Source organism: Kribbella swartbergensis (genome assembly GCF_054784135.1).
Genome location: NZ_BAAGPM010000018.1, coordinates 358064 through 372157, shown reverse-complemented (window position 1 = coordinate 372157; position 14094 = coordinate 358064). Strand labels below are relative to the sequence as shown.

Genomic DNA, 14094 nt, shown 5'->3' with positions numbered 1-14094 from the left:
TGAAGATACTCAGACCCGAGGGAACAGTTCATGCTCGAGCGGTTCGCCGACGGTCAGCCCGAGCCCGTCGGTGACGACGTGCGGCGCGCCGGTGTACGTCGTGTCGGCGTCGATGTAGATCGCCACGTGCGCGATCCGCGGGTCGTCGGTCAGGTTCGGCGTCGCGGAGTGGGCCAGGTACGCGTTGTGGAAGGTGCAGTCACCGGCCCGCAGCGGGATCGTCTTCCGCTCCTCCCAGCGCAGGTCCGGCGCCGCCCGGAATATGTCGTCCCGGTCGGACAGGTCCTGCCGGCGCAGGTCCCGATGGTCGTGCGAGCCCGGGATGAACGTCATGCACCCGCGCTCCACCGGTACGTCGACCAGCGCCACCCACGCGGACAGCGAGTGCCGCGAACCACCGTGCGGCCAGTACGGCGCGTCCTGGTGGAACTCGGTCGCGGCGCCGTTGTGCGGAGGTTTGATCAGCAACTGGTCGTGCCACAGCCGCAGCGGTACCCCGGCCAGCGCGGTCGCCGCGGCGGCGAGCCGGGTGTCCAGGGTGAGTTCGCGGAGTACGTCGTCCTGTCGCCAGATGTTGACGTACTGGTTGAAGATCGCCGAGCCGGTGGCGTTGTCCTCGGCGATTCCGCTCACCGCGGCGGCCGCGTCCCGGAACCGGGCCGCCTCGTCGGCGCTGATGATGTTCCGGATCCGGACCACGCCGTCGCGCCGGTAGGCCGAAATGATCGCTTCGTCGAGCGCGAAGGCTGTCGTATCGTCGGTCGTGGTCATCGGGCCGCTCCTCGGGAATCCGTTGCCGGGTTGGTGTTTCCAGCCTCGCGTGCCGGACCGGCGGCGGACAGGCAGCGATTGACCGATCCTTGACCGATCTTGACCTCCCGGAGGCAGGCGTGCACAAGATCCTGAGCAGCGAGGTCTTCCCCGACCAGCGCCTGCCCGTCGCCGGTGAGCGGATCGAACTGGGGTACGACGTCGCGCCGCACAGTCACGCGTTCTTCGAGATCGCCGTCGTCCTCGACGGGACCGGCGTCCACGTGTCGGCGGCCGGCGAGACGCCGCTGCGGCGCGACTCGGTCGTCGTCCTCCGACCCGGCCAGTGGCACGGGTACACCGAGTGCGACGGTCTCGTGGTCCGCAACGCCTACCTGGGTGCGGACATCTTCGGACTGCTGTCGGGAGCGCTGATCCCCGGCGACGAGGCGCCGTACCCGCCGAATCTGGCCCATCCGGCCGTGCAGCACGCGATGCGGTTGCTGGAGGCAAGTGTCGACGAGCCGTGGACGCTGACCCGGCTGGCCGCCGCGGTGAACCTCGCGCCCGGGTACCTGGTCCGGCTGTTCGGGCGGACGGCCGGGGTCTCGCCGATGGCGTACCTGAACCGGCTCCGCGCCGAGCGAGCCGCCGGCCTGCTGATCGAGACCGACCTGCCGGTGGCGACGATCGGCGCGATGGTCGGCTGGCACGACCCCAGTCACGCCAGCCGCCGCTTCCGTGCCTGCTTCGGCCTCAGCCCGTCCCGGTACCGCGCCGCCTTCCGCCCGTAGCAGCGGTACGGCGCCCCGGCGCGTCGTCCGCGAACCGGCCGCGACGCGCGGGCGTGAGACTCCCCCGGCGGGAGGTGGGGACCGTGGGCAAAGATTGTCACCATGAGTTCCCTTCGCACCCCTGACCCGAACCCCGGCTGGCTCTCCGAGTTCGCGCTCGAGGAGACCCGCTCGCGGGTGCCGATCCTGTACGTCGAGGCCGTCCCGGCCCGGGTCGACGCCGCCGGGCAGATCGAGCAGGTCGGGGTCCTGCTGCGCGGGTCGGCCGCGACCGGGCAGATCACCCGCACCCTGGTGTCGGGGCGTGTCCTGCACGGCGAGTCGATCCGCGACGCGCTGCTGCGGAACATCGAGAAGGACCTCGGCCCGGCCGCGTTCCCCCGGCTGCCGCTCAGCCCGGCGCCGTTCACGGTCGCCGAGTACTTCCCGCTCCCCGGTGTCACGCCGCTGCACGACCCGCGGCAGCACGCGGTCGCCCTGGTCTACGTCGTCCCGGTGACCGGTGAGTGCAACCCGCGCCAGGACGCCCTCGAACTCACCTGGCTGACCCCGAAGGAGGCGCTCGAGCCGAGCCTGCTGGCCGACCTCGAAGGCGGGCGCGGGCAACTGCTCAAGCAGGCCCTGGCCTGGGCCGGCGCCCTCGTCTGACGCTCACCAGGGCAGCCGGCCCTCCTCGGCGTACACCTCCCCCGTCGGCCCGTCGGCGCCCAGCGTCGCCATCCGCACCGCAACTGCCGCACCCTGTTGTGGTGTCCGTGGCGCGTCCCAGCCGCCCATGTCGGTCGCGCAGTTGCCGGGGTCGGCCCCGTTCACCAGAATCCCGGTGCCGCGCAGTTCGTTGGCCAGCATGACGGTCACCATGTTCACGGCCGCCTTCGACGCGTTGTAGCCCAAGAGCAGCATCGTGGACAACTCCGACTCCGGATTCCCGACCAGTTCGAACGAGGCCAGCGACGTCGACAGGTTGACGATCCGCGCCTGTTCCGCCTTCCGCAGCAACGGCAGCATCGCCTGCGTCACGCCGACCAGCCCGATCACGTTGGTCTCGAACGCCTGCCGCAGTACGTCGCCCGCGACCCGGGAGACCGCGTCGTCGCCGTCGGGGATGATCGCCGCGTTGTTCACCAGGACGTCGAGCCGCCCGTACTCCGCCTCGATCCGGCCGGCCGCCGCCCGTACGGACGTCTCGTCGGTGACCTCCAGTTGGACCGCCACCACGTCGTGGCCCTCGGCAACCAGCTCCTTCGCCGCGAGCTCGCCGCGGGCGAGGTCTCGGGACCCGGCCAGCACGGTGAATCCGGCCTCGCCGAGATGCCGTGCGATCTCCCTGCCGATGCCTTTGTTGGCGCCCGTGACGAGCGCGATCTTGTTCGTGTTCATGCGGTCCAGGCTGTCGCCGTTCGCCGTACCCAGGCAGAGTGAGCCGAGCCTGGGATCGGCAGTCCCTGGTTGAGGTTGGTGGCGGCTGGAATCCTGGGTCCATGGATCGGGGACTGCTCGCGGAGTTCTTGCGGCTGCGGCGGGAGGCGTTGAAGCCTGCCGACGTCGGCCTGCCCGCCGGCATCCGGCGGCGGACGCCCGGGCTGCGCCGCGAGGAGGTCGCGAGCCTGGCCGTCATGTCGACCGACTACTACACCCGGCTCGAGCAGGGTCGCGGCCCACGCCCCTCCCGCCCGGTGCTCACCGGCCTCGCCCGGGCGCTGCGGCTGAACGACGACGAGCGCGACCACCTGTTCCGCCTCGCCGGTGAGCAGCCCGGGCCGCCGCCGGGTCCGCCGCGTGACGTCCGGGCCGGCGTACTGCGGATGCTGTCCCGGCTCGACGTCCCCGGTCTGGTGCTCGACGCGAAGTACGACGTACTCGCCTGGAACCCACTGGCGGCCGCACTGCTCACGGACTTCTCCGCGCTGCCGGTGAAGGAGCGCAACCTGCTTCGGCTGCGGTTCCTGCAGGGTGACCGGCAGGTCGATCGGTTCGGCGAGATCGCGACCCGGGACTTCGCCGCCGAGGCCGCGGCGGATCTTCGGGCCGCGACCGTGAAGTACCCGGACGACCCGGCGATCGCTCTCCTGGTCCAGGAACTCTTGGACGGGAGCCCGGAGTTCGCGGAGATCTGGGCACGGCACGAGGTCAGCCGCCAGCTGAGCATGTGCCAGACCATCTTCCACCCCGAGGTCGGGCGGATCGACGTTGTCTGCGAGGCGCTCGTCATCCCGGAACGCGACCAGCGCGTCATCCTCTACACCGCCGAGCCCGGCTCGCCCTCCGACGACGCACTCCGCCTCCTCAACGTCATCGGCACCCAGACAATGGCCCCCGGCTGACAAGCACCACTCCGTCAAGACACAACGTCAACACCTCGCCACGCACGGAAACACCCCGCCCCACAACAACCACGGGACGGGGTGCTGAGCTCGGGGCTAGGCGCGGCGTTGGGTGGCCCAGTCGCGGAGGAGCTCGATGCGTTCCTTGAGCTGGGTCGACGACGCGTGCGCGGCCGCCGGGCCGCCGAGCTTGCGGCGCAGGTCGTTGTGGATGACGCCGTGCGGCTGTCCGGTGCGGTGGTGCCAGGCGGCGACCAGGCCGTTCAGCTCGCGCCTCAGCAGCGCGACCTGCTCATGGGTCGCCAGCTCGGTCGGCGTCGGGTCCTCCCGGTCGGACGAGGCCGTCCGCTGGGACCGCTTCTGCGCCGCGATCGACTTCGCCTGCCGCTTGCGGAGCAGCTCCCGCACCTGGTCAGGCTCCAGCAGACCGGGCAGCCCGAGGAAGTCCAGCTCCTCGTCGGACGCCATCTCGCCGCCGGTGCCGTAGTCACCGCCGTCGAACACGACCCGGTCGAAGCTGGCGTCCGACCCGAGCGCCTCGAACTTCGCCTCCAGTTCGTCGCTGGCGCCCTCGGTCCGGTTCGCCTGTGCGATCAAGTCGTCCTCGAGCGCGAAGATGTCGCCGTCGTTGCCCGAGCTCTTCCGGCCGAGGACGTGGTCGCGCTCGACCTCCATCTCGGCGGCGTAGCTCAGCAGCCGGGTCACCGACGGCAGGAACACCGACGCCGTCTCGCCCCGCTTCCGGGCCCGCACGAACCGCCCGACCGCCTGCGCGAAGAACAGCGGCGTCGACGTCGGCGTCGCGTACACACCGACGGCGAGCCGCGGCACGTCCACGCCCTCACTCACCATCCGGACCGCGACCATCCACCGCGAGTCGCTCGCGGAGAACTTCGCGATCTTCCTGCTCGCCGACTTCTCGTCGGACAGCACGACCGTCGGCGCCTCGCCGGTGATCTCGCGCAGCGTCTTGGCGTACGCGCGGGCCGTGTTCTGGTCGCCGGAGATGACGAGTGCGCCGGCGTCCGGCATGTGCCGCCGTACCTCGGTCAGCCGTTTGTCCGCGGCCGCCAGCACGGCGGGCATCCACTCGCCGGCCGGGTCGAGCGCCGTCCGCAGCGCCTGGGCGGTGAGGTCCTTGGTCAGCGGCTCACCCAGCCGCGCCGCCACCTCGTCACCGGCCTTGGTCCGCCAGCGCATCTCACCGGAGTACGACATGAAGATCACCGGGCGTACGACGTGATCGCGCAGAGCGTGACCGTACCCGTAGGTGTAGTCCGCCTTGCTCCGGGCGACCCCGTCCGGGCCTTCCTCGTAGGTGACGAACGGGATCGGGTTGTCGTCACTGCGGAACGGCGTACCGGTCAGGCAGAGCCGGCGCGTCGCGGGCTCGAACGCCTCCCGGACCCCGTCACCCCAGCTGAGCGCGTCACCGCCGTGGTGCACCTCGTCCAGGATGACCAGGGTCTTGAACCGCTCGGTCCGGACCCGGAAGGCCAGCGGGTTCACCGCGACGCCGGCGTAGGTGACCGCGACACCCTGGAAGTCCTTGTTGGTCTTCCCGCGCCGGCCGGCGAACGCCGGGTCGATTGCGATCCCGGCCCGGTCGGCCGCCTCGGCCCACTGGACCTTGAGGTGCTCGGTCGGCGTCACCACGGTGACTCGCTCGATCTGCCGCCGGTGCAGCAGTTCGGCGGCCACGGTGAGCGCGAAGGTGGTCTTGCCGGCTCCCGGTGTCGCCACCGCGAGAAAGTCCTTCGGCTGTTTGTCGAGATAGAGCTTGAGTGCCTCCGCCTGCCAGGCCCGCAGCTTGCTCGCGGTACCCCATGCGGCGCGGTCCGGGTAGGCCGGAGGAAGCACGGCTGGTGCAGCTGGCACGTGCGAGTCCACGAACGGCTTACTCCCCCGATGGTCGACTGTGGGCCGTGCAGGAACGTTACCCGAGATCCGTTACGAGAGCAGACTCGCCGGCACCACCGACACCTCGTACGGGCTCGTCAACCGGGCTTCCTGATCGCCGACGGCCTTCGCGACCTGCGTGTATGCCCCGTCGCGCAATTCCCAGGCGATCAGACTCGGCGTGTCGGGATCCACCACCCAGTAGGACGCACAGCCGGCCGCCTCGAACCGCGAGAACTTCAGCATCAGGTCGAACCGGCGCGTGCTCGGCGACAACACCTCGACGGCGAGCAGCGGCGCCACCGGCAGCTCGGTCTCGGTGAAGTCCTGCCGCCGGGCCACCAACAGGTCCGGCTGCATCACCGTGTCCGACGCCAGAACCACGTCCAGCGGTGCGAACAGGACTTCCAGATCAGCCGGACAGGCGAGCCTGAGCTCGTAGTAGAGGTTTGCCAGCGCGCGTTGGTGCCTCGGTCTAGGCGCCGGGCTCACGATGAGAACCCCGTCGACGAGCTCATACCGGCGTCCGTCATCGGGCATCCGGTCGAGGTCGTCCCGGGTCAGCGGGGCATCCGGTCGCCAGCTCGCCGGCGGCTGCGCAGGAATGGGTTTCACGAGACTCATAGTGCCTCCTCAGGTTGCTCACACCTAGAAAGTGCCGTGATCTGCCCCGGAAGCTCTCGGAGAGTTCGCCCGCTGTGGAAAACCTGCCGTCGCGCTGGTGTGTCGGCCTACACTCGGGGGCATGAGTACTCAGCTGACCCCTGGGGCCGAGACAGTTGTCGACGAGCGGACCAAGCCTTCGCTGGACGACGGCGACCACGAGCGGTTCTCGCACTACGTGCCGAAGGACAAGCTGACCGAGGCGATGGTGATGGGCACGCCGGTGGTCGCGCTGTGCGGCAAGGTGTGGGTGCCGAGCCGGGATCCGCAGCGGTTCCCGGTCTGCCCGGAGTGCAAGGAGATCTGGGAGTCGCTGAACCCGGGTGACGACGAGGGCGGCGACGAGTAGGTCCGCTCAGTTCTGGGTGGGATCGTCCGGGTACGTCGCCAGGTAGGCCATCTGGTCGTTCTGGCGCCGGAGCACCCGGCGCCAGAGCGTGTCCGGGTGCAGGCTGAACACGTCGTCGGGTTCGGACTCGACGACGTACCAGGCGCCCTTGGTGATCTCGCCCTCGAGTTGTCCACCGGACCAGCCGGCATACCCGGCGAAGATGCGCATCCGCTGGATCGCACCCTCCAGCAGGGCCGGCGGTACGTCGAGGTCGATCAGGCCGATCCGGCCGAAGCACTCCCGCCAGCCCGGCGGGTCGGCCGACTCGATCACCTCGGCGACCGCGAGGGCACTGTCGGTGCCGACCGGGCCGCCCATGAAGAGCACGCCGGGTTCGTTCACGGTGTCCGACCAGTTCGGCAGCACCCGGTCGACGGCGAGATCGGCCGCGCGGTTCACCACCACCCCGAGGGCGCCGTCCTCGTCGTGGTCCAGCAGCAGGATGACCGAGCGGCGGAAGGGCGGCTCGTCGAGCAGCGGTGTCGCGACCAGCAGCGAACCGGTCAGGGTCGAGGCCGTCATGACCCCATCATGTCGTGCCGGGCACTGTTTGTACCACGGACCGCGCGGTAGCCCAGCCAGGCTCCGACGGCGACGCCGAGCAGATCGGCGACGGAGTCGAACAGGTCCCCACTGCGCTGCGGCAGCACGAAATGCTGGACCAGCTCACTGACCATCGCGTTGCCGACCAGTGCCACCAGCAACCACCGCGCGGGTACGGCGGCCTTCAGCCCGAGGAACGCGACCGAGCCGAACAGGAACAGGTGGGCGACCTTGTCGGCCAGCGGCAGGCCGACGTCCGGGCCCGCCTGCCTCGGCGAATAGACGCCGTACAACTGCAGCAGGCAGGCCGCGACGAACCCGATCCGCCACAGCCATACCTTCAGGCCCGACCCGGTCGCCCCCGCCACCGTTACTGTCACGCCGGGGAGTCGTCCGGGTAGGTCTCGTGCGCCGGGGCCTTGCCACCCGCAGCGTCGCGGACCGCGTGCGCCACCATCGTATGCACCTCGGGGTGGAAGACGCTCGGCACGATGTAGGCCGCGTTCAGCTCGTCGTCGGTGACGACGCCGGCCAGCGCCTTCGCCGCGGCCAGCTCCATCTCGATCGACACCTTCGACGACTGCGCGTCGAGCAGACCGCGGAACACGCCCGGGAAGACCAGCACGTTGTTGATCTGGTTCGGGAAGTCGCTGCGGCCGGTGGCCACCACCGCCGCGTGCTCACCCGCCTCCGCGGGGTCGACCTCGGGCACCGGGTTGGCCAGCGCGAACACGATCGCGTCCTCGTTCATGGTGGCGATGTCCGCGCCGGTCAGGATGTTCGGCGCCGACACCCCGATGAACACGTCCGCCCCGGCCAGCGCGCCCTTCAGGTCGCCGCTGTACTTCGCCGCGTTGGTGTTCTCCGCGATCCAGCGCAGCTCGGGCGACAGTCCGTCGCGGTCCGGGTGGATCACGCCACCGATGTCGGCGACGCAGGTGTCCTTGACTCCGGCCGCGAGCAGCAGCTTGAGGATCGCCGTACCGGCCGCACCCGCGCCGGACAGCACCACCCGCACGTTGCTGATGTCCTTGCCGACCACGCGCAGCGCGTTGTACAGCGCGCCCAGGACGACGACCGCCGTACCGTGCTGGTCGTCGTGGAAGACCGGGATGTCGAGCTCCTCGCGCAGCTTCGCCTCGATCTCGAAACACCGCGGCGCGGAGATGTCCTCCAGGTTGATGCCGGCGAAACCGGGCGCGATCGCCTTCACGATCTGGACGATCTCGTCCGGGTCCTGGGTGTCCAGGCACAGCGGCCACGCGTCGATCCCGGCGAACCGCTTGAACAGCGCCGCCTTGCCCTCCATCACCGGCAGCGCGGCCTTCGGGCCGATGTTGCCCAGGCCGAGTACGGCGGACCCGTCGGTGACGACCGCGACGCTGTTGCGCTTGATGGTCAGCCGGCGGGCGTCGTCGGGGTTGTTCGCGATCGCCAGGCAGACCCGGGCGACACCCGGCGTGTAGATCATCGACAGGTCGTCACGGTTGCGGATCGGGTGCTTGGCCTCCATCGCGATCTTGCCGCCGAGGTGCATCAAGAACGTCCGGTCCGAGACGCGGGCGATCTCGACCCCGGGGACCGAGCGCATCGCCTCGACCAGCCGGCCGGCGTGCTCGGTGTCGGCGGCGGCGCAGGTGACGTCGATCCGCAGTCGCTCGTGACCGGACGCGGTCACGTCGAGCGCGGTGACCAGACCGCCGGCCTGCTCGACCGCGGTCGTCAGCTTGCTCACTGTCGAGCCGCCCGCGGGCACCTCGAGGCGAACGGTGATGGAGTACGAAACACTCGGCAAAGCAGTCACGCGGGTGATCCTCTCACGCCACTGGTAAACCCCGAAGATTGTGTTCGTAAAGTGCACGGACGAAAGCTGGGTAATCCATTACTCAGGCGGTTACTGTGGCGTCGGCGAAGGAGGAGCGGTGGCGACGATCAGTGACGTGGCGACTCGGGCCGGTGTGTCGACGGCGACCGTCTCGCGCGCGCTGAACGGGAAGGCCACGGTGGACCGCGACCTGGTCGCCCGGGTCCGCAAGGCCGCCGAGGAACTCGGCTACCAGCCGAACGGCCCGGCCCGGAACCTGCGCCGCCAGGAGGCGGCCGTGGTCGCCCTGATCATCTCCGACGTGGAGAACCCGTTCTTCACCGCGATCGCCCGCGGCGTCGAGGACGTCGCCCACGAGGTCGGCTACTCGGTCGTGCTGTGCAACTCCGACGAGAGCGCGGAGAAGGAGAACCGCTACATCGACATCGCCATCCAGGAGCGGGTCGCCGGCGTGATCCTGTCGCCCAGCGGTACGACGACCAGCGTGGCGAAACTGGCCGGCCGGGGTACGGCGTACGTCGCGGTCGACCGCCCGCTCCCGGGACAGGACAGTGACCTCGTCCTGGTCGACACCCGGCTCGCCGCCCGGCAGGCCACCGAGCATTTGATTGCCCAAGGCTACGAACGGATCGGCTGCCTGACCGGCCCGGCCGGCGTCCGCACCGCCGACGACCGCCTGGCCGGCTACCGCGACGCGCTCAAGGCGGCCAAGCGCCGCAGCAATACCAAGCTGGTACGGCGTTCCGAGTACAAGGCAGCCGGTGCGCGGAGAGCCGCGCTGGATCTGTTGTCCCAGCCGGAGCCACCCGACGCGCTGCTGGTCGCGAACAGCGCGATGGCGGTGGGTGTCCTGCAGGCCCTGCAGGAGAAGAAGATCCGCGCGGGTCGTGAGGTCGGCCTGGTCGCCTTCGACGACGCCCCCTGGGCCGAGCTGGTCGATCCACCCCTGTCGGTCGTCGCCCAACCGGCGTACGAAATCGGCACGGTCGCCGCGCGACTCCTCCTCGCCCGGATCGCCGACAGCACCCGCCCACCCACCACCACAACCCTAGGCGCCCGCCTCCTCGAACGAGCCAGCTCCCACCGGGACTGAGCAGCCCGGGTGGGAGGGCACGTTCTACCTCGACCGCTGAGCTCAGCCGTTCGGGTTTTCTTGGGCGTAGATTTGGGCGGCGTTGGAGGCGTCGATGAGGCGGGTGGGGAGGATCTGGGACTTCTCGATGGTGCCGCAGTCGATGAGGATCTTCTTGGCGGCGGCGATGGCTTCCTTGCCGTTGGTCGGGTAGGTGAAGGTGGCGCTCAGCCGGCCCTGCTCGACCGCTTTGATCCCGCCGGACGGGATCGGCAGCGCGTCGATGCCGATGAACTTCATCTCCTTCTCCCGGCCGACCGCCTTGGCCGCCAGGTACGCACCCTCCGCCATCGGGTCGTTGTGCGCGTAGACCACGTCGATCTTCGGGTTGGCCTTGAGCAGCGCGTCCATCTGTGCCTGGCCCTTCTCCCGCAGCCAGTCGCCGCTGGCGTCGGCGACGATCTTGATCTTCGGGTTCGCCTTGATCGCGTCGACGAAGCCCTGGTGCCGCTCGGCCTGCGGCGTGGCACCCGCGAGACCCTTCAGCTCCACGACGTTGCCGCCCTGCGGCAGCAGCTTCTCCGCGACGTACTTGCCCGCCTCGGAGCCGATCTGCACGTTGTCGCCGCCGATGAACCCGGTGTACGCGTCACCCTCGACCTTGCGGTCCAGCACGATCACCGGGATGCCCTGGTCGTAGGCCTTCTTCACCACCGCGGTCAACGGTTTGGCCTCGTTCGGGCTGATGATCAGCAGGTCGATCTGCTGGGTGATGTAGTTCTCCACGTCGGCGACCTGCTTGGCGTTGTCCTGGGCCGCGTCGGCGAACTTCACCTCGAACTGCGGCACCTCCTTGGCCGCGGCCCGGATGTCGTCGTCCATCCGCTGCCGGTACGGCTCGGCCACGTTGGCCTGGCTCATCCCGATCGTGTACTTGCCGTCGGCCCCCTTGCAGGACTTGGACGCGCCGGCGGCCGGGGTGTCCGAGGTGCGTTCGCTGGTCGTCCCGCAACCGGCGAGCACCAGCGCGGCGACGGCCGCGGTGGCCAGGGAGAGCTTGAGAGAGCGCATGGGAACCTTCCTCACGAGGCGGGACGGAGTCGCTGCAGCGCGGCGGCGGCAACGATCACGAGTCCCTTGATCAGCAGCTGGATGTTGGAGTCGATGTTGTTCAGGGCAAGGATGTTGTTCAGTACGCCGAGCAGCAGCGCACCCGCGACCGTTCCGGCGACCGAGCCGCGGCCGCCGGCCAGGCTGGTCCCGCCGATCACCACCGCGGCGATCGCGTCGAGTTCGTACCCGATGCCGTCGTTCGGGCTGCCCTGGTTCAGCTGAACCGCATGCACCACGCCGGCCAGGGAGGCGAGCAGCCCGCAGATGGCGAAGACCGCGATCTTCACCCGCACCACGGGTACGCCGGACAGCCGCGCCGCCTTCTCGTTGCCGCCGACGGCGTACAGGTGCCGGGAGAACGCGCTGACCCGCAGGAACACGACCGCCGCGATCGCGACCACGGCGAAGATCAGCACCGGGATCGGGACCAGCCCGCCGAAGGTGCGTTCGCCGAGGATCGCGAACGACTCCGGTGCCTCGTTCGGCCCGTCGCCGTACGCGATCGCGACGCCCTGCCCGCCGGACCAGATCCGGGCCAGGCCACGGGCTATCTGGAGTCCCGCCAGCGTCACGATGAAGGACTGGATCCCGATCATCGCGGTCGCGACACCTTGCAGCGCGCCGAAGACGAGACCGATCAGGAGCACCAGCAGGACGGACGGCAGGAAACCCCAGTCGTTCTCGACCATCAGTACGGCGGACCCGACCGCGGCGAGACCGAGGACCGCACCGACCGACAGGTCGATCCCGCCGATCAGGATCACGAACGTCATCCCGACCGCGATGATGCCGATCTCGGACACCGCCCGGACCACGTTGGCCAGGTTGTCCGCGCTGAGGAACAGGATCTCGCCGTCCTTGCGCGGCGAGAAGATGATCGCCGCGACGAACACCGCGAGCAGCCCGAACACACTCTGGAACCGGAACAGCGTGGCGACCACGCCGCCCGCGGACCTCTCCACCGGCATCGCGGCGGCGGGCTTGTCCTGTAGGTCGGTCACTGCGATCCTCCGACTTCCTCGAACACGGCACCTTGTCCCATCGCGGCGGCGAGCAGGTCTCCTTCGCCGGAGTCCGCCGTACTGAACGACGCCACGTCGCGCCCGTCCCGCAGTACGACGACCCGATCGCAGACGCCGATCAATTCCGGTAGCTCCGACGATGCGAGCAGGACGCCGAGGCCCTGCCCGGCCAGTTCGCCGAGCAGCCGGTAGATCTCGGCCTTGGCGCCGATGTCGACGCCGCGGGTGGGCTCGTCGAGCAGCAGCAGCTTCGGCTCGGTCAGCAGCATCCGGCCGAACACGACCTTCTGCTGGTTGCCGCCCGACAACGTGCCGACCTCGTCCTGCAACCGCCCGAACCTCAGCCGCAACCGGTCGGCCATCCGCACCGACGCGGCCCGCTCCATCCGCCGCGCGATCACCCCCAGACGCCCGTACGACGGGAGGCTGGAGACGACCGTGTTGGCCAGGATCGAGTGGAACAGGACCAGGCCCGACGCGCGACGGTCCTCGGGCACGAACCCGATTCCCTGGGCGAGCGCCTGCCGGGGCCGGCGCGGGTGGATCTCCTTGCCCTGCAGGAGGATCCGGCCGGTCTGGGTACCCGCGGGCGCCACGCCGTACAGGGTCTCGAGGAGCTCGGTGCGGCCGGAGCCGAGCAGGCCGGCCAGGCCGACGATCTCGCCGGACCGGACGGTCAGCGAGATGCCTTCGGGGTCGCGGCGGCCGGGTCGCGGGCGGCGTGCCTTCAGGGCCAGGTTCTCGACCCGGAGGAGTTCGTCGCCGGTGGCGGCGTCGGGAGTGGTGAACATGGTCTGGACCGGGCGGCCGACCATCGCCTCGACGACTTCCGCCGTACTGAGTGAGCGCGGGTCGAAGCTGGTGACGACCTGGCCGTTGCGGAGAACGGTCGCGCGGTCGGCGACCTTGGCGATCTCCTCCATCCGGTGCGAGATGTAGACGATGCCGACGCCCGAGCGGCGCAGTTCGCGGATCACCTCGAAGAGGCGCTCGACCTCGGACGTGGTGAGCGCGGAGGTCGGCTCGTCCATGATCAGCACCCGGGCGTCGAGCGAGATCGCCTTTGCGATCGTGACGAGTTGCTGTTCGCCGACCCTCAGTTCACCGACCGGCCGGCGCGGGTCGAGGGCGACCCCGCTGCGCTCGAGCAGGGCGCGGGCCGCGCGTTCCATCCGCCGGCGGTCGACGGTCCTGAACCTGGTCCGGAGTTCGCGGCCGAGGAAGATGTTGTCGGCGACGGACAGGCCGGGGACCAGGTCGAGTTCCTGGTGGATCATCGCGATACCGGCCGCCTGCGCGTCGGTGGGACCGCCGAAGTGGACCGGTACGCCGTTGATCTCGATCGTGCCGTCGTAGTCGGTGACGTCACCGGACAGGATCTTCATCAGCGTGCTCTTGCCGGCGCCGTTCTCCCCCAGCAGCGCGTGCACCTCACCCGTGCCGAGGGTGAAGTCGACGTCGCGGCACGCCTGCACGCCGCCGTACCGCTTCCCGATCCCGGACATCCGGACCAGGCCGGCGTCCTCGGCCATAACACCTCCGCCACCCGAGTAATCGATTTCCCGGACGCTAGACCGCCCCCCACCAACCCGTCAACCCCTCACCAACCCAACCGACCGAACCGTGACCCAGCTTCCTGCCGGACATGCGCGAGGGGCAGCCATTCGACTGAGATCGAACAGCTGCCCCTCGGACCCG

General features: G+C 69.8%; 15 protein-coding genes. 5 read left to right on the top strand and 10 right to left on the bottom strand.

Features of this window, described 5'->3' with window-relative positions; translation table 11 throughout:
• Nucleotides 1-9: 9 nt before the first annotated feature.
• Nucleotides 10-771, bottom strand: coding sequence for a phytanoyl-CoA dioxygenase family protein (locus ACYVOK_RS17130; RefSeq protein WP_460663425.1), 762 nt, complete (start codon nt 769-771; stop codon nt 10-12).
• An 89-nt stretch (nt 772-860) separates the two neighbouring features.
• Between ACYVOK_RS17130 and ACYVOK_RS17125 the strand changes: the two genes are divergently transcribed.
• Both ACYVOK_RS17125 and ACYVOK_RS17120 read left to right on the top strand, forming a co-directional pair.
• Nucleotides 861-1544, top strand: coding sequence for a helix-turn-helix transcriptional regulator (locus tag ACYVOK_RS17125; RefSeq protein ID WP_460663424.1), 684 nt, complete (start codon nt 861-863; stop codon nt 1542-1544).
• Between the two features lie 102 nt (nt 1545-1646).
• Entirely contained in the window at nt 1647-2192 is a 546-nt protein-coding gene (locus ACYVOK_RS17120; protein WP_460663423.1) for an NUDIX hydrolase family protein, read from the top strand.
• 3 nt (nt 2193-2195) lie between these two features.
• Here the strand turns inward: ACYVOK_RS17120 and ACYVOK_RS17115 are convergent, their stop codons facing one another.
• Nucleotides 2196-2924, bottom strand: a complete 729-nt coding sequence (locus ACYVOK_RS17115) for an SDR family oxidoreductase (RefSeq protein ID WP_460663422.1) — start codon at nt 2922-2924, stop codon at nt 2196-2198.
• A 101-nt stretch (nt 2925-3025) separates the two neighbouring features.
• On the opposite strand from ACYVOK_RS17115, the gene ACYVOK_RS17110 reads away from it, so the two are divergent.
• On the top strand, nt 3026-3868 hold the full coding sequence (locus ACYVOK_RS17110) for a helix-turn-helix transcriptional regulator (protein WP_460663421.1): 843 nt from the start codon (nt 3026-3028) through the stop codon (nt 3866-3868).
• A 96-nt stretch (nt 3869-3964) separates the two neighbouring features.
• On the opposite strand, the gene ACYVOK_RS17105 is transcribed toward ACYVOK_RS17110, so the two are convergent.
• Together ACYVOK_RS17105 and ACYVOK_RS17100 are read right to left on the bottom strand one after the other, a co-directional pair.
• Entirely contained in the window at nt 3965-5746 is a 1782-nt protein-coding gene (locus ACYVOK_RS17105; protein ID WP_460663420.1) for a DEAD/DEAH box helicase, read from the bottom strand.
• A 72-nt stretch (nt 5747-5818) separates the two neighbouring features.
• Nucleotides 5819-6391, bottom strand: coding sequence for a Uma2 family endonuclease (locus tag ACYVOK_RS17100; RefSeq protein WP_460663419.1), 573 nt, complete (start codon nt 6389-6391; stop codon nt 5819-5821).
• Nucleotides 6392-6512: 121 nt separating this feature from the next.
• Between ACYVOK_RS17100 and ACYVOK_RS17095 the strand changes: the two genes are divergently transcribed.
• Entirely contained in the window at nt 6513-6779 is a 267-nt protein-coding gene (locus tag ACYVOK_RS17095) for a DUF3039 domain-containing protein (protein WP_360472142.1), read from the top strand.
• Nucleotides 6780-6785: 6 nt separating this feature from the next.
• Here the strand turns inward: ACYVOK_RS17095 and ACYVOK_RS17090 are convergent, their stop codons facing one another.
• From ACYVOK_RS17090 to ACYVOK_RS17080, 3 genes are read right to left on the bottom strand one after another with little or no spacing between them, the layout of a single operon-like run.
• Nucleotides 6786-7343, bottom strand: a complete 558-nt coding sequence (locus ACYVOK_RS17090) for a YqgE/AlgH family protein (protein ID WP_460663418.1) — start codon at nt 7341-7343, stop codon at nt 6786-6788.
• Nucleotides 7340-7744, bottom strand: a complete 405-nt coding sequence (locus tag ACYVOK_RS17085; RefSeq protein WP_460663417.1) for a VanZ family protein — start codon at nt 7742-7744, stop codon at nt 7340-7342. The genes ACYVOK_RS17090 and ACYVOK_RS17085 overlap by 4 nt, the downstream gene beginning before the upstream one ends.
• Nucleotides 7741-9168, bottom strand: coding sequence for a malic enzyme-like NAD(P)-binding protein (locus ACYVOK_RS17080; protein ID WP_460663416.1), 1428 nt, complete (start codon nt 9166-9168; stop codon nt 7741-7743). The genes ACYVOK_RS17085 and ACYVOK_RS17080 overlap by 4 nt, the downstream gene beginning before the upstream one ends.
• A gap of 118 nt (nt 9169-9286) precedes the next feature.
• Between ACYVOK_RS17080 and ACYVOK_RS17075 the strand changes: the two genes are divergently transcribed.
• A complete protein-coding gene (locus ACYVOK_RS17075; RefSeq protein WP_460663415.1) occupies nt 9287-10282 on the top strand; it encodes a LacI family DNA-binding transcriptional regulator in 996 nt (331 codons plus the stop codon).
• Between the two features lie 42 nt (nt 10283-10324).
• Here the strand turns inward: ACYVOK_RS17075 and ACYVOK_RS17070 are convergent, their stop codons facing one another.
• From ACYVOK_RS17070 to ACYVOK_RS17060, 3 genes are read right to left on the bottom strand one after another with little or no spacing between them, the layout of a single operon-like run.
• On the bottom strand, nt 10325-11332 hold the full coding sequence (locus tag ACYVOK_RS17070; RefSeq protein ID WP_460663414.1) for a substrate-binding domain-containing protein: 1008 nt from the start codon (nt 11330-11332) through the stop codon (nt 10325-10327).
• 11 nt (nt 11333-11343) lie between these two features.
• On the bottom strand, nt 11344-12375 hold the full coding sequence (locus ACYVOK_RS17065) for an ABC transporter permease (protein ID WP_460663413.1): 1032 nt from the start codon (nt 12373-12375) through the stop codon (nt 11344-11346).
• On the bottom strand, nt 12372-13928 hold the full coding sequence (locus ACYVOK_RS17060) for a sugar ABC transporter ATP-binding protein (protein WP_460663412.1): 1557 nt from the start codon (nt 13926-13928) through the stop codon (nt 12372-12374). Before ACYVOK_RS17060 ends, ACYVOK_RS17065 begins: the two co-directional genes overlap by 4 nt.
• Between the last annotated feature and the right edge of the window lie 166 nt (nt 13929-14094).